Below are 19484 nucleotides of genomic sequence, written 5' to 3'. Positions count from 1 at the left end.
CCCTTGTGGGAGAAGGTGTCGCCGAAGGCGACGGATGAGGGGTGCTCCAGCTTGGCATCGCCTCATTTCTTCCAACACCCCTCAACCGTCTCGGCGCTAGCGCGCCGATCCACCTTCTCCCACAGGGGGACAAGGGGACGCGCTCCTATCGCCGGGTCTGAAAATCCGCCGCTGCGGCGCATGGCCGGCGCCCGGACGTGCACATCCGTCTTGACGCAAGCCCGAACTGCGCCGCACAATCGCTCGCAGCAGGCGAAGGGAGGCCAGTCGCCTGCGGGAGGATATACCCATGACGGAAGCGATCAGGCTCTACTGGGGCCGGTTCGGACATGTTTCTGTCCTGAACGTCGCCAGCGACTTCGTCACCCATGCCCATGTCGAGGCGCATATCATCATCTGGCTGGAAGGCACGGCCGGCGAGATGACCATCGGCCGCGAGACGGTGCGGCTTGGACCGGGCACCGCCGCCGGCATCAATTCCTTCCAGCCGCACAGCCACGCTCTGTCCCGCGACGGCACGCCCGGCCTGTTCCTCGCCTTTTACATCGATCCGGACTGGGCTCGAAGGCGCCGCGAGCTGCCTTCCTCCGCGCCGCTGTTCTCCACCCCGGCAATCACGCTCGAGCCTTGGCTGCACAAGTCAGCGGCTAACCTCCTCGACCATCTCAGCGACAATGAGAGCATCGACGACATCGCCAATTACGAGATCGAGCGCTTCATCGACAGCGTGCTCGATGCCGCCGACGCGTCCGCACCGCAGACGGTGCGCGCCCGCGTCAACACCATGCAGGACTTCCGCGTCCGCAAGGCGATCCAGCTGATGAAAGCCAATGTCTGCGAGCGTATCTGCTTCGACGACATGGCGCGCAGCGTCGGCCTGTCGCGGCCGCATTTTTTCGCGCTGTTCAAGGAACAGACCAATCTGACGCCCAACGTCTATTGGAACACGCTGCGCATGGAGGAAGCGGTGCGGCAATTGCAGTGGTCGCAGGAGCCGCTGATCTCGGTCGCCTGCAATCTCGGCTTCACCACGCAAGGCAATTTCTCGCGCTTCTTCCGCGACCATGTCGGCGTCCCGCCGACGCTTTACCGCGAGGCGGCGCGGGCGATCAGCTGAGCGCCCGTTTTTTCAGACTATTTGATAGGCGTTCAAGACGCATTGATAAGCGCTGCCGAGCCTGCCGCCCTACCCTCCCAGGCAGCCGATTTGCAAGGGAACGATCATATGGCGAAAGTCACCATCTCCAGCGTCATCGACGCGCCGGTCGAAAAGGTCTGGGCGCGCATACGCGACTTCAACGGCCTGCCGAGCTGGCACCCGCGCATGGTCGAAAGCCATATCGAAGACGGCAAGGATGCCGGCACGATCGGCTGCGTGCGCAATTTCCAGCTCGCCAGCGGCGCGCGCCTGCGCGAAAAGCTGCTCGACTTCTCCGACGAGAACTTCCTCGTCAGCTACGCCATCCTGGAGACGCCGCAGCCGCTCACCAACCACAAGGCGACGCTGCAGTTGCGGCGGGTGACCGACGGCGACCGCACCTATGCCGAATGGACCGCCAGCTTCGACGCCGCTCCTGAGGAAGCCGATAAATTGGCCGAAGGCATGGGCGCCAATGTTTTCCAGGGCGGGTTCAACGCCCTGAAGAACCACTTTGCCGGCCAGAGTTGAATGACGGACTAAGCCCGAAAAAGGGAGCGTTCCATGACGCTTGCATTGCAGACTTTCGCGACGGTGAAGGACGCCAGCGCGGCGCTGAAAGCCGCCGGCGCCCGCTATCTCGGTGGCGGCACGCTGGTCGTGCGCGCCGTCAATGAAGGCGACGTGTCGATCTCCGGTTTCGTCAGGTCGACCGACCCGGCGTTGTCGGCCATCAGCGTCTCCGGCGGCACGGTCCGCATCGGCGCCTCGGTGACCATGGCGGCGATCGCCCGTCACCCGGATCTGGCCACTCTTGCCCACGCCGCGCGCGCCGTCGGCGGCCCGGCGATCCGCAACATGGCGAGCGTCGGCGGCAATCTCTTCGCGCCAACGCCTTACGGCGATTTCACCGTTGCGCTGCTGGCTTTGGATGCAACTGTCAGCGCCGATGACGGCGAGCTGCCGATTGAGACATTCCTCGCAAAGCGCGAAAGCAACCACGCCATCGTCACTGCGGTCGGCTTCACGATTCCGAAGGAAGGCGGCTTTCGCTTCCTGAAAGTGTCGAGGGTCAAGCCAAAGGGCATTTCGGTGCTGAGCATCGCGACCGTGCTGGAGCACGCACCGGACGGCACCGTGTCGTCAGCGCGGATCGCGTTCGGCTGCATGGCCGACCGGCCGATCCGTGCCAGGGCGGCGGAGAAGGCCCTGATTGGCCGGGAACTCACGAGCGAGGGCATCGCACCGGCACTGGCTGTTGCCCGCGACGGCACTTCGCCGCGAACCGATCCGATCGCCAGTGCCTGGTATCGCAACGAAGTCCTGCCGGTCCATCTCGGCCGGCTGCTGCTCGCCTGAAAGACCGTGGCGCGTATGTCCGCCTGGCTGCGGCGCAAGGAGTAAAAAGATGGCAAAGGTCCCGGTTCAGTTCACGCTCAATGGTGCCGAAAAGGCCGAATTCATCGACAGCGGCACAACGCTGCTTCATGCGCTGCGCGACAAGATCGGCGACACCTCGCCGAAGGGCGGCTGCCATCAAGGCACCTGTGGCGCCTGCTCGGTCATCATCGACGGCGAGCTCAGGCTGTCCTGCCTGACGCTGGCCGAGACCTGCAACGGCGCAACCGTCACCACCACCTCGGGACTGGCGGAAGGCGGCGTGCTGCATCCGCTGCAACGCGCTTTCCTCGATGCTTTCGCCACGCAATGCGGTTTCTGCACGCCGGGCATGATCATGGCCGCCAAGGTGCTGCTCGACCAAACCCCGAACCCCAGCCGCGAGGACGTGGTCGAGGCGTTGTCGGGCAATATCTGCCGCTGCACCGGTTACGAGCCGATCATCCAGGCTGTGCTGAGCGCCGCGCGCTCCAATTCGCAGAACGCGGCTTGAGGGGAGTCAAGAAAATGGAACTCCGCAAGAGCTATTTCGCCGACCAGCGCAAGGACGATCTGCACGAGATCGGCCAGCCGCGGCCGCGATCGGATTCGCCCGGCCATGTCACCGGCAAGACCGCCTATTTCGCCGACCGCAATTTTCCCGGCATGCTGCACCTGAAGATGGTGCGCAGCCCGCATCATCACGCCCGCATCCGCAGCATCGATACGTCAGAGGCGGAAAAGCACCCCGGCGTCGTCAAGGTGCTGACCGCCAAGGATGTGCCGCACAATGTCTACACCATCCTGATCCTGATCCAGATCGGGCCGGAGGACGAGACGGTGCTGGCCGACGGCAAGGTGCGCTGGAAGGGCGAGGCCGTGGTGGCGGTGCTGGCCGAGACCGAGCGCGCCGCGCAGGAAGCCGCCGCCAAGGTCAAGGTCGATTACGAAGTGCTGCCGGCCGTCTTCGACATGGAGGAAGCGCTGAAGCCCGGCGCGCCGATCGTCAATGAGTACCATGGCCGGAATTATTACCTCTACGACAGCGGCGAATGCCGCAAGGTGCGCTTCGGCGATGTCGAGGCAAGCTTTACAGGAGCCGACCACGTGCTCGAACAGACCTACCAGTCTTCACCGATCGAGCATGCGCCGACCGAAACGACCGGCTGCATCGTCGCGCCGGAGGGCAACGACCGCTTCACCTGCTACACCAACACGCAGGCGATGTTCTTCACTCTCGATAACGCCTCGATCATCCTGCAGATGCCCGGCAACAAGTTGCATTTCGTCGGCGGCACTGTCGGCGGCGGCTTTGGCGGCAAGGTCGACGTCATCGTCGAGCCGATCGCCATCCTTGGCGCCAAAATAACAGGACGACCGGTCTGTTTTATCTACAGCCGCGAGGAAGAGATGCAGATTTCCTCGCCGCGCGCCGCCGAGAAAGTCGTCATCAAGGACGGCGTCATGAACGACGGCCGCATCGTCGCGCGCAAAGTGACCGGCTACACCGACGCCGGCGCCTATTCGCGCCATTCGCCCTACGGCGCGCAGAAGGGCGCCGGGCATTATCCCGGCCCGTATACGATCCCGAATGTCTGGATCGACACCTACTGCGTCTACACCAACCGCACCCCGTCCTCTGCGATGCGTGGCTTCGGCGTGACGATCGGCGATTTCGCGCTGGAGGTACAGATGGACAAGCTCGCCCGGCTGATCGGCATGGACCCGCTCGAATTCCGTTTCATCAACGCCTATCGCGATGGCGACATGAAAGCACATCGGCAGCCGACCGAGGGTGCTGCGCTGATCGAGTGCATGCAGGAAGCCTCGCGCGCCGCCAACTGGCCCGTGGCAGAAAAATTCATGGCGATGTCGTCTTACGCGAAGGGAGTTTGAGATGGCGATCAGGCGCGGACGCGGCGTCGCCGCGATCAACTATCCGACCGGCATGAATCTCGGCGGCGACCCGACCCAGGCGCTGGTCCATTCGACGCCGACCGGCAATTTCATGGTGACGCTGTCGAGCGTCGATCTCGGCCAGGGCATGAAGCAGATCATGGCGCAGATCTGCGCCGAGACGATCGGCGTGCCGACCGACCGCGTCGTCGTCGACACCGCCGACACCGACACCGGCCCGCATTGCATGGGCACCTTCGCCTCGCGCGGCACGCACCGCGCCGGCAATGCAGTCATCCAGGCGGCCAGGGAAGCCCGCCAGGTGATGCTGGAAGTGGCGGCCGAGGAGCTTGAAGTCAATGCGTCCGACCTCGAGACCGATGGCCAGGGCAACATCCTGGTCAAGGGCGCGCCGCAGAAATCGATCTCGATCTTCGATGTCGCGCTGTCGGCGCATTTCAAGCGCGGTCGTTCAATTTCCGGCCGCGGCATGTTTTTGATCCCCCGCTCCTATCCCGAAAAGGAAACCGGCGCGATGAAGCCGTCGACCTGCTACGCCCACGCCTGCACGGTTGCCGAGGTCGAGGTCGACGACGAGACCGGCGAGGTCACCGTGCTGACCGTGAAGAACGTCTTTGAGATCGGCCGCGCGCTGAACCCGAAAATGGTCGAGCAGCAGCTCGTCGGAGGCTCGTGGATGGGCATCAGCCATGCGCTCTACGAAACGACCGAACCCTATTATCCCAATCGCGACCATGGCGGCACCGACTTCAACCAATATCTGATGCCGGGTCCTGGGGATCTCGCTCAAACCGAGATCATCGTGCTGGAACGGCCCTCGGCGGACGGGCCGTATGGCGCCAAGGGGCCGGGCGAAATGTGCGCCAACCCGCAGATCCCGGCGGTCGCCAATGCCGTCTTCGACGCCGTCGGCGTGCGCATCGACACGCTGCCGATCACGCCGGAGCGCATCCTGCGGGCGCTGAAGGCGCAAGCCCCGAACTGAGTGCTGGAAATGCCCAAGAGAAGCGCCCGGACTTCAAGCGCAGAGACAGTCGCGACCTCGCCGGAGGCGGTGGCGTCCCGCCTCGCCGCCTCGCACTATCTCGCCGATGAAAGCCTGGCCACCGCAATCTTCCTGGCGATCCGGCTGGGCAAGCCGCTGCTGCTCGAAGGCGCGCCTGGCGTCGGCAAGACCGAAGCGGCGAAGGCGATAGCCGAACTGCTCGGGCGCGATCTGGTGCGGCTGCAATGCTATGAAGGCATCGACGCCGCACATGCGCTATACGAGTGGAACTACCAGCGCCAGCTGCTCGCCATCCGCCATGCCGGCGAGCACGAGGTCGACATCTATGACGACCGTTTCCTTATCGCGCGGCCGCTGCTGCAGGTGCTGAAGGCGCCGGAAAAGCGCGTGTTGCTGGTCGACGAAATCGACCGTTCCGACCATGAATTCGAAGCGCTGCTGCTGGAATTCCTGTCCGATTTCCAGATCAGCATTCCCGAGCGCGGCACCATTCGCGCGACGGCGCAGCCGATCGTCATCCTGACCTCGAACCGCACCCGTGAACTGGCCGAAGCGCTGCGGCGGCGCTGCGTCTACCACTCGATCACCTATCCCGACGCCATTCGCGAGGCCGAGATCATCATGCTGCGCGCCGGCGACGTCGCCGAGGCCACGGCGCGCGCCGTGGCTTCCGCCGTGCGCGACATCCGCGCGCGTCCGCTGGCCAAGCCGCCAGGCATCGCCGAGGCGGTCGAATGGGCCAATGCCGCCACCATCCTCGAAAAGGGCGGCAGCCCCTGGCCGGAAGCCTTCCGCCGGGCCATTGGCGTGCTGATCAAAGACGAGGAGGACCTTTCCTGCATCGCGCCCGAGCTCGGCAAGATTGTCGAGGAGGCGCTGGCGTGATGCGCAATCGACCCGCCTCTTTCCACAATACTGGCGCTCTACGGCGCCCCCCTCTGTCCTGCCGGACATCTCCCCCTCGAGGGGGGAGATTGGCAGTCACGAATGCTTTCGCCAATCTCCAATGTTGCAGGAAGGGCGACGCCAACGAAACTGCCAATCTCCCCCCTCGTGGGGGAGATGTCCGGCAGGACAGAGGGGGGCGCGAAGGATCGCGACGCCGAAGACCTGTCAGCCATGTGTAACAAAGTCAGCTTGCCGCGCGCCGCAACCCCAATGCTCGGCTTCGGCCGGCTGCTCCGCCGCTATGGCTTTGCTGTCGCGCCGGAGCAGGTATTAGACTTCATGCAGGCCGTAACCCTGCTCGGTCCCCGTTCGATGGCCGACATCCGCGAAGCGGCCCTCGCCACGCTGGCGCCGCCGCCCGACCGCCGCGACGAATTCGAGGCGCATTTCCGGAGCCATTTCTATGGCGACGCCGCGGCGCTGGTCGAAGGCGAGGCCGACGAGGAAACCCGCATCAAGGACGATGGTGCAACGGGCGACGAAGAAATCGAGGTGGTCCGCCAGGAGCAAGGCGGCGAATTGTCTTCGGCCAGCGAACAGTTGAGCGTCCGCGAGTTCCATCGCGACAGCGACGGGCTTGCCGCCTTCCGCCGCAAGCTCGCCACCGCTTTGCCCGCGCGCCGCTCCTTCCGCACCGTACGCACGCATGCGCGCGGCAAGCTCGATCTGCGCCGCTCGCTTCGCGAAATCGTCAGCGCCGACGGCGATATCCCCTCGCCGCTGCTGCGCCGGCGGCAGGCGGTGCCGCGCAAGCTTCTCATCCTCATCGATGTATCCGGCTCGATGAAGCTCTACACCTCGGACTATCTCAAGCTGGCGCATGCGGCCGTGCAAGGCGCCGACCGGGCGGAGGTCTTCACTTTCGGCACACGGCTGACCCGCATCACCTCGCCGCTGCGCATTCGCGACCGCGACCAGGCGCTGGCCCGCGCCGCTGCCCAGGTCGACGACTGGGACGGCGGCACCCGCATGGGACCGACGCTGCTCGCGTTTCTATCGGTGCCGCGCTTCTCCGCCTTTGCACGCGGGGCGGCAATCGTCATCCTGTCGGATGCGCTGGAGCGCGGCGACCATTCCGAGCTGGAGACGGCGATACGCCGGCTGAGCGCCCGCGCCTTTCGGCTTTCGCTGGCGACGCCATTGGCCGGCGATCCGCGTTTTCGGCCGGCCACGGCAGCACTTCGCACCATCCTGCCGGTGCTCGACGATCTGGTCGACGGCTCGTCGATCGCCGGCCTCACCGAGTTCATCCTGTCGCTCGCCCGCCCCGCCCCTGCGGCCGCGGCAATCTGGAAGAGGGTTTCGTGATGCAGAAGGCGATCGACGCGCATTTCCACATCTGGCGCCAAAAGGACCAGCCATGGCTGGTCGGGCCGATGGTGCCGCGCATCTTTGGCCCTTACGAGCCGATCCGCCGCGACTATCCGATCGAGGAATTCCTCGCCGACCAGCAAGGCTCGGGCGTCGAGAAGGCGGTCTATGTCCAGACCAACTGGGCCAAGGAGGATTTCGAGAACGAGGTCGCGTTCCTGCAGAAGACCGCGGAAGAAACCGGCTGGCCGCACGCCATCGTCGGCTATGCCGACATGACCGTGGACGACGTGCGTTCCCGGATCGACCGGCTGATCAAATACCCTCTGCTGCGCGGCGTGCGCATGCAGCTGCACTGGCACGGAACGCCGGCCTTCCGCTTCGCCGCCTCGGCCGATCAGGTCATCGACCCGAAGGTGCGGGCCAATGTCGCGCGGCTCAAGGATTACGGCCTATCCTTCGACCTGCAGCTTTTCCCCGCCCAGATGAAGGATGGGCTGACGCTCGTCGGCGACAACCCCGAGACCAATTTCATCCTCACCCACGCCGGCATGCTGACCGACATGGAGCCGGAGACCACCGAGGCGTGGAAGTCCGGCCTGCGCACGCTGTCAGCGGCGCCCAACCTCTATGCAAAGCTGTCCGGCCTCGGCACCTTCGTCCACCGCAACGACCCGGCGCTGATCGGCTATATCGTCGACAACGCCATCGACATCTTCGGCAGCGACCATTTGATGTTCGGCTCGAACTTCCCGATCGAGAAGCTGTGGACCAGCCATGCCGAGCTGATCAGGGCGCACCGCGCAGCCGTAGGCAAACATGGCGCGGCCGCCGAGGCGGATATTTTCTGGAACACTGCGGCGAAGGTTTATCGGCCGGTGTAGCGCGCATCCCTTCTCCCGTTGTGGGAGAAGGTGGATCGGCGCGTAGCGCCGAGACGGATGAGGGGTGCTGGAAGAAACTCGGCGGAGAAAATCCAAGCGATTTGAAGCACTTACGTCTCCAAGGCCGCGATCCGTCCAGCACCCCTCATCCGACCGAGCTTCGCTCGGCCACCTTCTCCCACAAGGGGAAAAGGGAAGGCGCCGCGCCTCACCTCACTTCACCTCGAATTCCGGATCGACCGGGATCTGCAGCGCTGTCACCATCTGGTTGGTTTGCCCGGCCAGCCCGATGATCGAGACCAACTCGCCATGCTGCGCGTCGGTCATGCCTTTGGCCCGCGCTGCGGCGGTGTGCGAGTGGACGCAATAGGAGCAGCCATTGGCGGTCGAGACGGCGATGTAGATCATCTCCTTGGTCAGCGGATCGATGGCGCTGTCAGCGACCATCACCGCCTTGAGCTGCTCCCAGACCCGCTTCAGCGAGACCGGATCATTGGCCAGCCCACGCCAGAAATTGTTGACGAAATCGGATTTGCGCGTCGCGCGGATGTCGTCGAACACAGCCTTCACGGCGGGAATCGCCTGGACCTCGGCATCGGTCAGAAGTTTCGTCGTGGCCATGGCTTGGTCCTTTCGTTTGGATCGTTATGCGAGGTCGTTGAATCAGGTCGGGAGAAAAGGCGGCTAACCGCCTTGGATGAATCAGCAATTGACGCGCTGAGGCAAGACCGTAAGGCTGGCCGAGGCCCCTCACCTTCGTCATCCCTGGGCGAAGCAGGAGCGAAGCTCCGTCGCGGAGACCCTGGGATCCCGACCCGCTACCTCAACATGGATCATCTGCGCGAGCACAAGAAGGAGAGCCTGAGGGCCTTGGCCGCCTGAGCACCGTCATGTGTCCGCCGCTCCGCTAAACACGGGGGCTGCGCGGCGGACACGCCGACGTCACCGCAATGCCACGCCATTTTGCAGAACTTGACGCACACAACTCGAAGCGTGCAGCGGAGCAGAATGCTGCACCGCGGCAGCGCTCTGATGTAGCGGCATGGATCCTGGGGTCTGCGCCGCGTCGCTTCGCTCCTTGCTTCGCCCCAGGATGACGAAACGACGGCCGCCTCGGCCAATCTCCAAAGTGTACGATCCGCCGGCGCAAAAACCATCCAAATGTCAACCTTCCGCGCCCGGGAACCTAATGCACGGCCGCGTACATGATCTTCTCCTCCGTGGCCTCCGCAGGCGAAAACTCCTCGACGATGCGGCCTTGCCGGCAGACCAGGATGCGGTCGGAGAGGTTCATGATCTCCGGCAGGTAGGACGAGATGACGACGACGGCGAGGCCTTCATCGGCCAGCCGGTTGATGATCTGGTGGATCTCGGCGATGGCGCCGACATCGACGCCGCGCGTCGGCTCGTCGAAGACGACGATGCGCGGCTTCTGCACCAGCCCCTTGCCGATCACCACCTTCTGCTGGTTGCCTCCGGAAAGCTCGACCACGCGGGCATTGTCGTTGATCGCCTTGACGTTCAGCGTCCTGGTCCATTCGGCAGACATCGCCCGCATCTCCTGCGCGTTGATTACCCAGCCCTTTTCCCGCCCCGCCGCCAAAAAGCCGCCGAACAGGTTCTCGGCGACGTCCATCGTCTCGAAAATCCCCTCGCTTTTGCGGTCTTCGGTGACATAGACGATACCGTCCGCCACCGCCTCGCTGGGCACGAGATAGCGCACCGGCCGGTCGTGCAGTTCGATGCTGCCGCCGCGCAGGAAGTCGCGCTTGTAGATGCCGGAGACGATCTTGAACGTCTCGGTGCGGCCCGAGCCGATCAGCCCGAACACGCCGGTGATCTGGCCCTCGAAGATCGAGAAGGAATTGTTGCGCACGACATTGCTCATCGAGATGTCCTGTACCGACAGCACCTTCCTGCCGGCCCTGCGCAGCCTGGCCTCGTCGCGCTGGCTGTAGAGCTGTCCCGAAAGCGTCCGCCCGACCATGGCGGCGACGATCCTGTCGCGATCGAAAGCGGCGGTATTGTCGGTGATCACCAGCTCGCCGTCGCGCAGGATGGTGATGCGGTCGGCGATATCAAGCGCCTCTTCGAGCGCATGGCTGATGAAGACGATCGACACCCCCCTTGCCTTGAGCCGGCGGATCAGTGCGAAGAAGTGCCGCTTCTCCTCCGGCGTCAGCGTCGCCGTCGGCTCGTCGAAGATGATGATCTCGGCATTGTGGTGGACGGCGCGCGCAATTTCGACCATCTGCCGCTTGGCGGCGCCCAGCGTCGCCACCATGGCGTTCGGGTCGACCGGGAAGTTCAGCGACTGCAGGAACTGCTGCGCCGAGATGTAGGTGCCGCGCAGCCGGTTGAGAAAGCGCTCCGTGCCGAGGTAGAGGTTCTGCGCCACCGTCATCGACGGCACCAGGCTGGTCTCCTGGAACACCATGGCGATGCCGGCTTGAAGCGCCGCGTGCGGCGAGCCGTAGGCGATCTCCTGCCCCTTGTGGAACATCTTTCCCGATGTCGCGTCGACGACGCCGGCGATGATCTTGGTCAGCGTCGATTTTCCCGCACCGTTCTCGCCGAGTAGCGCGTGGATCTCGCCCTTGCGCAGCTCGAAGCTGACATTCTTCACCGCAGGCACGCCGCGATAGGTCTTGGTCACGTTCTCCAGGCGGACGATCGGTTCCATCAGCGATGCCCTCCTGAAGCCAGATCGATGGCCAGCAGGCAATCGCCGCCTTTCGAGGCAATGAACAGGCGACCGTCTGTCTCCGCCACGCTGCAGATGCCGTGGCGCGTGCCGTTGGCGCGGCTGTGCAGGCTGTACCGCGGCCGCATGTCCCGATCGAGCCTGACCACCAGCCCGTAGGAGCGGCTCGGCGACCACGGCTTGTGGATGCCCATGGTGCGGATGCCGCCGCATTGCAGCGGCTCGAGGAAGCTGCGGTTGGAGGCGAGTGCCGGCGCGATCCAGTGTTGCGGCGACACTTGCGCCAGCATGTCGTTCCGATAGTGCGTTTCCTGTAGCACGAATTCGATCAGACGGTTCCGGGGCGCAAACAGCGCCAGCCAGGCACCGCCATCGGCGGCGGGCGATAGCCGCGCGGGATAGCCGGGCAGATGCGCCAGCACCGTCGAGCGGCTGCCTGTCGCGCCGTCGAAGCGGACGAGTTGGTGCCGCCAGCTCTCGCCGACCAACACGTCCTTGCCGGTTGGATGCAGCCCATAGGGAAAGGCGATGTCACCGGCGAGCTTGCGGAATTCGCTGCCTGCCGGATCGCGCTTCCACAGCGAACCCGACGCACCCTTCTTCATCAGATCGGCGGCCCATTGCGACGGCCCGTGGTCGGCCGAGCCATTTGCCAGCCAAAGCGTGCCATCTTCCGCGTAGGCGAGTGCTGTGATGCAGCGGATCTCGGCCGGCAGGGCGGCCTCCTTGCCTGCAATCAGCAGCCTGCCGCTTTCGAGCCCGACCGTCAGTTCGCCGGCAGGCGAGCGCGCGAGCGCGGTGACTGCGGCCGGAAATGTCTCGACCAGAACAGGCGCGCCACCGGCGGCGAGCGCGTAGACGGCATTGCCGCTGGAAACCAGCAGCCGGCCGTCGGCGACCAGCAGATTATCAGGCTCGAGCAGTTCGGCGAAGGCCGCAGCATCGTCCAGCAGCGTGTTCGGCCTGAAGGCGCCGTCGAGCGGCGGGATGGTCACCGCCTTGCCGCGGAAGATGTCGAGGATCGGGTCCAGCATCATGCCTTCGCCCCCCAGTAAGAAGCGGGGCTGGTCCAGTTCGGGTCGGCCCCGGCAATCCGGTAGCGGCCGATGCGGTTGTTGAGAATACCGCCGACGAACAGAAAACCCTTGTGCTCGCGCATCGAGGTGACCATCGGATGCGCGGCGCCCGACAGGTCGCCCATCGCTTCGACGATGCCGCCCTTCTCGTTGAATTTCACCACGCCGCCGGTGTTGATGTTGGGGAACAGCCATTCGTCCTGCGGCAGCCGGCGCGTCATGCGCTTGCGCATGTCGGGGTGGCGCAGCGACAGGTCGAAGCTTGGCGTGCGCATGCCGAGCCAGGCCATCCAGTAATTGCCGTCCGACGCTCGGTTGATGTTGTCGGGGTAGCCAGGCATGTCGCGGATGACGCATTCGGCAACGCCCGCCTTCGGCCCTTCCAGCCAGTAGCGGTGCACGCGGCAGGCCCAGCTTTCGGCGAAGAACAGCGACTTGCCGTCATGCGCCATGCAGACGCCGTTGGTGTAACGGTAGCCGTCGAGCAATGTCTTGGTCGAACCGTCCGTCGGATCATAGACGAGCAGCCGCCCGGTGGCGCGGTTCTCGATCGAATCCAGCGCCCAGTCGTGCGCGTCATAGCGCTTGGTGGAATCGGTGAAGTAGATGCGGCCGTCCGGCGCGATGTCGCAATCATTTGGGTCGCGCAGCCGCGCATCGTCGACGATCGAGGTCCAGGAGCGCGACGTTTCCGCCGAAAGCCGCTTCACCTCCCGCTGCGGCGAAACCGAATAAAGGCCCATCGCGCCAACACAGCTGATCAGATTGCCTGTCTTGTCGAAGGCCAGGCCGAGCGGAAAGCCGCCAATATGGGCAAAGACCTCCGAGCGTTTGTAGTCCGGTGCGAAGAAACGGACGATCTCGCCATGCCTGGTGCCGCAATAGAGATGGTCGTCGCGGTCGAGGATGACGTCTTCCGGCCCTTCCAGCTCGCCGAGCCCGATATGGTCAGCCCCAGACAGCCGATTGTCGAGCTCGTAAGGCGTGCCCGAGCCCGGTGCCGCCGACTGCGTTGCGCCCATTTTCAGATAGACCGGTGCGACATAGACCTCGTCCAGAACCTTGTGGCGGTTCTTCAGCCAGCGAATGTCGATGGTGACGGCGACGGCCAGCATGATGCCCAGCACCATCTGGTTGGTGCCGGTGCCATAGCCCAGCCGGATCAGCCCGTTGGTCATCGTCAGCACGATGATTGCGCCCATCAGCCCCTTGATCACCGAACCGCGGCCGCCGCCCAGGCTGACGCCGCCGACGACCGCCGCCGTCAACGCCATGACCTCAAGGTTGAGGCCGGTTCCCGGCCCTGCCCCGCTCAGCCGGCAGGCGATGAGAAAGCCGCCGAGCGAGGCGCAGAAGCCGGAGAACACATAAGTCATGAACACGGTGTGGCGCACGCGGATGCCGGCATTGTGGGCCGAGCGCCGCGACCCGCCTACCGCCTGCACATGCCAGCCGGGCCGCGAGCGCGTCAGCGCGACGTGGGTGATGATGGCCAGGATAATCGCCGCCCACACCGCAACCGACAGGCCCCAAAAGGTATCGTCGCCGATGAAGTCCAGCACATCCGATGTGGCATCGGAAAGCTGCACGTCGGCGGCATAGGTGGTGACCAGTATGTCGAACAGCGCCCGCCCGAAAATGAAGGTGACCAGTGTCGTCAGGAAAGCGCGCAGGCGGAAATAGCCGATCAGATAGCCATTGATCGCGCCGAACAGCAGGCCGGTGACGATCGAGGCGGCCAGCGCCAGCCACACCGACTGTTCGAGGATGAAGAAGACGAACACGGCGGAAAAGCACGACAGCGCGAAGATCGAGCCGACCGAAAGGTCGATGCCGCCGCCCAGCATGACCACCGTCATGCCGGTGACCACCAGCGAGAACTCGCCGAGCTGGCGGGTCGATTCCTGCAGCGACATCGGCTTGAAGAAGCCGGGAATGATTGAACCGAACACGCCGAGCGTCGCCACCAGCGCCAGGAACGGAATGGCGTTGTCGGTCCAGCGTTTGCTCAATATCTCGCCGACGAGATGGTCGGGCACGAGATTGTAGCGCCAGGACTGGAGGCGTTCGCGAAAGGACATCGGTTGCTGCTATTCGAGAGAAAAGGGAAAAAGAGGCCGGGCTATCCGCAGAACAATCGCCTCAGGTTTGCGCTGCCCCTCACCCTTACCCTCTCCCCGTATAGAGACGGGGAGAGGGGGTCGCCAGCGTTGGAGCGTATCCCTTCTCCCCGTCACTATACGGGGAGAAGGTGCCGGCAGGCGGATGAGGGGCAGCGCCAAGCTCAGGAAAGCCGGCCTACTTGGCCGCAGCTTGGGCTTGCAGTGCTTTCAAGTCCCAGCAGCTGTCTGGCTTGAGGTCGGCCTTGGTTGTCGCCTTCTCCAGCGTGTAGATGTAGGTGTGCGAGGTGCCGGCCGGCTGGCCACTCTGCAACAGGAACTTGATGACGGCGTTGATGTCGCCCGACTGGCGGGCAAGGTCGGTCATCACCACCGCGCCATAGGTGCCGTCCTGCAGCTTGTCGCAGTCGGCGGTCTTTTCGCCACCGCCGGTGGTGACCAGAAAGACTTTGCCCTCGAGCTTGGCATCGCGGATCGCAGCAGATGCGCCGGTCGCGTCGCCGTCCCAGAAATCGATGATGGCGCAGATGTCGGGGTTCTGCTGCAGCATCGTCGTCGTCACGTTGCGCGAGGTCGTCGCATCCCAGTTGGAGTCAGGCTTGGCCACGACCTTGAAGTCGGGGTTCTTGTCCAGCACCTTCATGATGCCGGCATATTGGTAGAGGCTCGACGAGTTGGCCTGGTCGCCCTGCACTAGCCCGATCTTCTTGGACGAGTTCGGCCCACAACCCTTGATCGCCGCTTCGGCTTCCAGCTGGCCGAGCCGATCCCAGTCGCTGCCTACAAAGGCATCGGCCGGGAAGTTCGCCGGATTGTCGACCAAAAGCACATAGGTGCCTGCGGCCTGCGCCTTCTTCATCAGCTTGGCATAGGAGTTGAGGTCCGGCGAATGGATGATCAGCACGTCCGGCCTGGTGTCCGACGAGATTGCGTCGGTTATCGCCTGCGCGCCGGCATCGACCACCCAGTTCGGGTCACGCGTCTCGAACACGCCGCCCCAGGCCTCGACCTCCGTCTTCAGGTAATGCGCCCAGCCCTGTGCCAGGTCGAAGCCCATCGCCATCGGTACCAGCATCACGCGCTTGCCCTTGAGTGCTTGCGAATAGGCGCCCGGACCCGGATCTTCGGCCGCGAAGCTTGGCGCCACGAATGCGGAGGCGGCAAGCGCTGCCGCGGCAGCCATAAACGTCCTGATGATTTTCATGTCACATCCTCTGGTTTGGTCGTTGTCGTTCGCGGCCGGCCCCAACCGTTCGCGTCAGTCTAAATGTCGCCTTGCTGCGCGGTCTGCTCGTCGCGCGGATTGATGAACCCATCGACGATGATCGCCGCCAGCAGGATCGCGGCCTTGATCAGGTTCTGATAGAGCAGCGGAATGTCGATGATGGTCATCGCATTGAGCAGGATGCCGATCAGCGCGGCACCCACCAGCACGTTGCGCACCCCGCCCCGCCCGCCAGACAGACCGATGCCGCCGATCACCGCCACCAGCACGATGTCGTAGAGCAGCGTGGAATTGACGATGCGGGTGTTGATCGAATGCAGGCTGGCGGCGGTGAGCAGGCCGGCCACCAGCGAGACCAGGGCCGACAGCACGTAGCGCAGCACCAGCATCGGGCGCACTGGAATGCCGATGTTGCGCGCGGCAACCGGGTTGTCGCCGGCGAAATAGACGTAGCGACCCCATTTGGTGTAGCGCAGGAACAGGAAAAAGGCGAAAGCCAGCCCGGCGAAGACAAAGACCTCGACCGGGATGTCGAGGAAACGCAGCCCGCCCAGAAGCTCGACCCAATGGCCGGGCGGCACCGGCACGGCGTCCTGTGTGATCAATTGTGAGCGCACATAGCCGAAGACGAAGGATGCGGTCGCCAGCGTCACGAAGATCGCCGGAACCTCGGCGTAGGCGACCAGGATTCCGTTCAACAGCCCGATGGCGAGAACGCCAGCGAGCACATAGGCGAAGGCCAGCCCGTCGGATGTTCCCGAATTCAGCAGTTGCAGATACCAGGCGACCGACATCGCCATGATCGCCACCGCCGACAGGTCGATGCCCCTGCCGATAATGACGACCGCCATGCCGAGCGCCAATATGCCCAGCACCGAGACCGAGCGCACGATGGCAACGAGATTGTTCGAGTTGATAAAACCAGGCAGTCCGATGGCGGCGGCAATGAACAGCACAACCGCGATGGCAAAGACAATGCCCTCCTGGTTCAGGCTTCTCCAGTTTAGCCAGCCGGTCGCGTTCATTGCCCGCTTTCACCCGCGATGGCTACGCCCTGCTCCCTCTGCGGCCATCGGAACGAAAGCTAATCGGCTCAAGACCAATTCGTCAAATGAATCCGCGCATTGCAGGCCGGCTTGCGAGGAAATTCCGCGGTTGGACGCGCCGATTGGCGAGGCTGGCGCAATGCCAGGAACTCAAGCACTTTTGCATTAACCGTGCCGATCGGAGCGCTCGCAAAAGTTTGTTCCACAACGAGCGAAGCAGGCAGAATTTATGTCCGCGATCGCCGCTGGATTCCCGCGTCAAATCCGCAAAACATGGCCCGAGACCTCGGCGCCGGCAGCCTTCGGCAACGCCAGGAAGCGACACGAGGCGACGAGCCCGATTGCGCCGATCACCAGGAAGGCAAGTCGGAAGTCGACGAGATCGAGCGCCGCAGCCCCCCTGGCGATCTGCGACAGGTTGAGCAGTGCCGCGGCGACCGCTACGCCGAACAGCATCGCCACCTGCTGCAGCATGCTGGACAACGTCGCCGCCGAGCTGCGCTGCGGTGAGGCCACATCGGCGAAGGCCAGTGTGTTGAGCGCGGTGAACTGCATCGATCGCGAAAGGCCGGCGATCAGCATCAGCACCACCACCAACGCTTGCGGCGTCTGCGGCGAAAGCGCCGCGCAGGCCATGATCGACAAGGAAGCGATCACCCCGTTGACGATCAGCACCGAACGGAAGCCGAAGCGCCTCAGCGTCGGCGTCGTCACCGCCTTCATGCCGAGATTGCCGAGGAAATAGGCCAGGATCATCATGCCCGCATCGACTGGGCTCAGTCCGAAGCCGACCTGGAACAAAAGCGGCAGCAGGAACGGCGTGGCGTTGATGGCGATCCGGAAAATCGTGCCGGCCGACAGCGTCGAGATGGCGAAGGTCTGCACCTTGAAAGCTGTGAGATCGAGCAGCGGATGGTTGGCGCTTCCCAGATGCCGCACCGCCAGCCAGCCGACCAAAATGCCCGTGCCGAGCAGTGCCACGGTCGGCAACACACCCTCCTGCGGATGCGCGATGCGCTCGAGGCCATAGAGCATCGCGGCGAGCCCCACCGAGGTCAGCAGGAAGCCCGGCCAGTCGAGCGGCCTAGCGCCGCCTTCGCGGTCGCCGGGAATGAAGCGGGCGACCAGCGCCAAACCGGCAACCCCAAGCGGAATGTTGATAAAGAAATTCCAGTGCCAGGAGAGATAGGTGGTGATGAAGCCGCCAAGCACCGGCCCGACCACCGGCGCGAACAGCGCCGGCCAGGTGATCAGCGCCGTGGCGTTGAGAAGCTCGGATTTCGGCGCGTTGCGCAGGACCAGGATGCGGCCGACCGGCGTCATCAGCGCGCTGCCCAGGCCCTGAACCGCGCGTGCGGCGACGAACTCGGCCAGGTTCTGTGAGATGCCGCAAACGAGCGAGGCCAGCGTGAACAGGGCAATCGCCACGAGGAAGATGTTGCGCGCGCCAAAACGGTCGGCAAGCCAGCCGGACAGCGGCACGAACACCGCCATGGTCAGCATATAAACGGTGATGCCGATGCTCATCGCCACCGCCGGCACGCCGAAGGATTCTCCCATCTGCGGCAGCGAGGTCGAGATGATGGTCGAATCCAGAAGCTGCATGAAAAAGGCGACGGCGACGATCAGCGCCACCCGCCGAGCTTGCCGCGCCGCCGGCGCGGTTTCGGGCAAGGCTTTGTTTTCGGGAATGGCGGTCATGCACAGAACTGTCCGAAGGGGAATTTTCACCCGCTCCATCGGCAACCGCACAATTGTCCGGCAAACCGATGACGCACCGGTTTCAACAGCATCTGGCCGGTGCCGTCCAGACCTGGTCCAACAAACTTTCGTGTGGCATCGCTGCCGGCCATGCGATGACCTGGCCCTGGCGCCGAACCGGCCTTTTACGATCCGCGATGACGCTTTGTGCCGCAGCCGGCGTATCTCATGCGGCTTCGATCTTCTCCAGGAACAGGCTGAGCTGGTCCGGGTCCATGTGCACGACGTGCCTGTCTTCGGGATAGGCCAGGCTGTTCACATCGGCGACATATTCGGAAAAGGCGGCGATGCGTTCGGCCTGCAGGCGATCGTATTCGGCGGCGAAATTGCGATAGACCTTGGAATGCCGAGGCATGTGGCCGCGGTTCTGGCCGAGGATGTCGTCGGCGAACAGATATTGCGCGTCACAGCCGGTGCCCGCTCCCATCGACAGCATGATCAGCGACGTCCGTTCCGAGATCGCCTTGGCCACTTCCACCGGCACCACTTCGATCTCGGCGCCGATCGCGCCGGCGGCCTCCAGTTGCTTCACCGCTTCGAACACCTGCATGGCGGTGTCGGCGGTCTTGCCGACAGCCTTGAAGCCGCCGGTCCAGGTGGCGCGTGACGGGATGAGGCCGACATGGCCGATTACCGGAATGGCGTCGTCGGCCATCCGCTTGATGGTGGCATAGCCGGCGCTGCAATAGACCGCATCGGCGCTGGCCTTGTAGAGCCGGAACGCCCAGCGGACGAAATCATCGGCGGTGCCGATCTCGAAGAAATTCTCGCCCGGCATGGTGAACAGGCTGGGTGCCGCATCGCGGTATTGCGGATTGAGCACCAGCTCCGGTGGCACCGAGACGATGTCGACGCCGGCGCGTTCGGCGGCCTCGGCCTCGTCCATCGTCAGCACGCGCAGCATCGTCAGCTGCCGCTTGCCCTTCATGGCCCGCAGGTCTGCGACGGTCGGTCTTTTCCGGCTCATGGAT

17 protein-coding genes are annotated in these 19484 nt (G+C 64.2%); 9 read left to right on the top strand and 8 right to left on the bottom strand.

The genetic code is table 11. The annotated features are described in order from the left end of the window. Positions 1-289 precede the first annotated feature (289 nt). The 9 genes from NKI52_RS25305 to NKI52_RS25265 all read left to right on the top strand — a co-directional run bounded on the left by NKI52_RS25305 (position 290) and on the right by NKI52_RS25265 (position 8581). Positions 290-1117 (top strand): AraC family transcriptional regulator, encoded by an 828-nt coding sequence (locus NKI52_RS25305; protein ID WP_352700185.1) that lies wholly within the window; start codon positions 290-292, stop codon positions 1115-1117. A 108-nt stretch (positions 1118-1225) separates the two neighbouring features. Beyond that, entirely contained in the window at positions 1226-1669 is a 444-nt protein-coding gene (locus NKI52_RS25300) for an SRPBCC family protein (RefSeq protein ID WP_352648639.1), read from the top strand. 33 nt (positions 1670-1702) lie between these two features. Continuing rightward, complete coding sequence (locus NKI52_RS25295; RefSeq protein WP_352700184.1) at positions 1703-2497, top strand: FAD binding domain-containing protein; 795 nt, start codon at positions 1703-1705, stop codon at positions 2495-2497. Positions 2498-2546: 49 nt separating this feature from the next. Further along, the gene (locus NKI52_RS25290) at positions 2547-3029 is read left to right on the top strand and encodes a (2Fe-2S)-binding protein (RefSeq protein WP_352503850.1); all 483 of its coding nucleotides are present in this window, start codon (positions 2547-2549) and stop codon (positions 3027-3029) included. A 14-nt stretch (positions 3030-3043) separates the two neighbouring features. Then, on the top strand, positions 3044-4411 hold the full coding sequence (locus tag NKI52_RS25285) for a xanthine dehydrogenase family protein molybdopterin-binding subunit (protein ID WP_352571739.1): 1368 nt from the start codon (positions 3044-3046) through the stop codon (positions 4409-4411). 1 nt (position 4412) lies between these two features. Next, complete coding sequence (locus NKI52_RS25280) at positions 4413-5417, top strand: xanthine dehydrogenase family protein molybdopterin-binding subunit (RefSeq protein ID WP_352571738.1); 1005 nt, start codon at positions 4413-4415, stop codon at positions 5415-5417. A gap of 9 nt (positions 5418-5426) precedes the next feature. Then, a complete protein-coding gene (locus tag NKI52_RS25275) occupies positions 5427-6323 on the top strand; it encodes an AAA family ATPase (protein ID WP_352700183.1) in 897 nt (298 codons plus the stop codon). 234 nt (positions 6324-6557) lie between these two features. After that, complete coding sequence (locus NKI52_RS25270) at positions 6558-7694, top strand: vWA domain-containing protein (RefSeq protein ID WP_352571736.1); 1137 nt, start codon at positions 6558-6560, stop codon at positions 7692-7694. Further along, positions 7694-8581: an amidohydrolase family protein gene (locus tag NKI52_RS25265; RefSeq protein WP_352571803.1), complete on the top strand. Its 888-nt coding sequence runs from the start codon at positions 7694-7696 to the stop codon at positions 8579-8581. The genes NKI52_RS25270 and NKI52_RS25265 overlap by 1 nt, the downstream gene beginning before the upstream one ends. Positions 8582-8794: 213 nt before the next feature. Here the strand turns inward: NKI52_RS25265 and NKI52_RS25260 are convergent, their stop codons facing one another. The 8 genes from NKI52_RS25260 to NKI52_RS25225 form a co-directional block, all read right to left on the bottom strand. Next, positions 8795-9202 (bottom strand): carboxymuconolactone decarboxylase family protein, encoded by a 408-nt coding sequence (locus tag NKI52_RS25260; protein WP_352571735.1) that lies wholly within the window; start codon positions 9200-9202, stop codon positions 8795-8797. 565 nt (positions 9203-9767) lie between these two features. Continuing rightward, positions 9768-11264, bottom strand: a complete 1497-nt coding sequence (locus NKI52_RS25255; protein WP_352571247.1) for a sugar ABC transporter ATP-binding protein — start codon at positions 11262-11264, stop codon at positions 9768-9770. Further along, positions 11264-12322, bottom strand: a complete 1059-nt coding sequence (locus NKI52_RS25250; RefSeq protein ID WP_352571248.1) for an SMP-30/gluconolactonase/LRE family protein — start codon at positions 12320-12322, stop codon at positions 11264-11266. Before NKI52_RS25250 ends, NKI52_RS25255 begins: the two co-directional genes overlap by 1 nt. Further along, positions 12319-14442, bottom strand: a complete 2124-nt coding sequence (locus tag NKI52_RS25245; protein WP_352700182.1) for an ABC transporter permease — start codon at positions 14440-14442, stop codon at positions 12319-12321. Before NKI52_RS25245 ends, NKI52_RS25250 begins: the two co-directional genes overlap by 4 nt. Positions 14443-14659: 217 nt before the next feature. After that, positions 14660-15685 (bottom strand): sugar ABC transporter substrate-binding protein, encoded by a 1026-nt coding sequence (locus NKI52_RS25240; protein ID WP_352465280.1) that lies wholly within the window; start codon positions 15683-15685, stop codon positions 14660-14662. 59 nt (positions 15686-15744) lie between these two features. Beyond that, positions 15745-16731 carry an ABC transporter permease gene (locus NKI52_RS25235; protein WP_023675789.1) on the bottom strand — a complete coding sequence of 329 codons (987 nt, stop codon included), beginning with the start codon at positions 16729-16731 and terminating at the stop codon, positions 15745-15747. 279 nt (positions 16732-17010) lie between these two features. Continuing rightward, entirely contained in the window at positions 17011-18453 is a 1443-nt protein-coding gene (locus tag NKI52_RS25230; protein ID WP_352700181.1) for a DHA2 family efflux MFS transporter permease subunit, read from the bottom strand. A 226-nt stretch (positions 18454-18679) separates the two neighbouring features. Then, positions 18680-19480 (bottom strand): 3-methyl-2-oxobutanoate hydroxymethyltransferase, encoded by an 801-nt coding sequence (locus NKI52_RS25225; RefSeq protein WP_023675787.1) that lies wholly within the window; start codon positions 19478-19480, stop codon positions 18680-18682. Positions 19481-19484 lie beyond the last annotated feature (4 nt).

Source organism: Mesorhizobium sp. M0590 (assembly GCF_040320905.1).
GTDB lineage: Bacteria > Pseudomonadota > Alphaproteobacteria > Rhizobiales > Rhizobiaceae > Mesorhizobium.
The sequence above is the reverse complement of the archived record's forward strand: the minus strand, read 5'-3'. Positions and strand labels throughout refer to the sequence as shown.

Bases quoted from the DNA above. Each gene is read 5' to 3' on its own strand.
- NKI52_RS25305 (WP_352700185.1), top strand. From the start codon at position 290: ATGACGGAAGCGATCAGGCTCTACTGGGGCCGGTTCGGACATGTTTCT.
- NKI52_RS25300 (WP_352648639.1), top strand. From the start codon at position 1,226: ATGGCGAAAGTCACCATCTCCAGCGTCATCGACGCGCCGGTCGAAAAG.
- NKI52_RS25295 (WP_352700184.1), top strand. From the start codon at position 1,703: ATGACGCTTGCATTGCAGACTTTCGCGACGGTGAAGGACGCCAGCGCG.
- NKI52_RS25290 (WP_352503850.1), top strand. From the start codon at position 2,547: ATGGCAAAGGTCCCGGTTCAGTTCACGCTCAATGGTGCCGAAAAGGCC.
- NKI52_RS25285 (WP_352571739.1), top strand. From the start codon at position 3,044: ATGGAACTCCGCAAGAGCTATTTCGCCGACCAGCGCAAGGACGATCTG.
- NKI52_RS25280 (WP_352571738.1), top strand. From the start codon at position 4,413: ATGGCGATCAGGCGCGGACGCGGCGTCGCCGCGATCAACTATCCGACC.
- NKI52_RS25275 (WP_352700183.1), top strand. From the start codon at position 5,427: ATGCCCAAGAGAAGCGCCCGGACTTCAAGCGCAGAGACAGTCGCGACC.
- NKI52_RS25270 (WP_352571736.1), top strand. From the start codon at position 6,558: ATGTGTAACAAAGTCAGCTTGCCGCGCGCCGCAACCCCAATGCTCGGC.
- NKI52_RS25265 (WP_352571803.1), top strand. From the start codon at position 7,694: ATGCAGAAGGCGATCGACGCGCATTTCCACATCTGGCGCCAAAAGGAC.
- NKI52_RS25260 (WP_352571735.1), bottom strand. From the start codon at position 9,202: ATGGCCACGACGAAACTTCTGACCGATGCCGAGGTCCAGGCGATTCCC.
- NKI52_RS25255 (WP_352571247.1), bottom strand. From the start codon at position 11,264: ATGGAACCGATCGTCCGCCTGGAGAACGTGACCAAGACCTATCGCGGC.
- NKI52_RS25250 (WP_352571248.1), bottom strand. From the start codon at position 12,322: ATGATGCTGGACCCGATCCTCGACATCTTCCGCGGCAAGGCGGTGACC.
- NKI52_RS25245 (WP_352700182.1), bottom strand. From the start codon at position 14,442: ATGTCCTTTCGCGAACGCCTCCAGTCCTGGCGCTACAATCTCGTGCCC.
- NKI52_RS25240 (WP_352465280.1), bottom strand. From the start codon at position 15,685: ATGAAAATCATCAGGACGTTTATGGCTGCCGCGGCAGCGCTTGCCGCC.
- NKI52_RS25235 (WP_023675789.1), bottom strand. From the start codon at position 16,731: ATGAACGCGACCGGCTGGCTAAACTGGAGAAGCCTGAACCAGGAGGGC.
- NKI52_RS25230 (WP_352700181.1), bottom strand. From the start codon at position 18,453: ATGACCGCCATTCCCGAAAACAAAGCCTTGCCCGAAACCGCGCCGGCG.
- NKI52_RS25225 (WP_023675787.1), bottom strand. From the start codon at position 19,480: ATGAGCCGGAAAAGACCGACCGTCGCAGACCTGCGGGCCATGAAGGGC.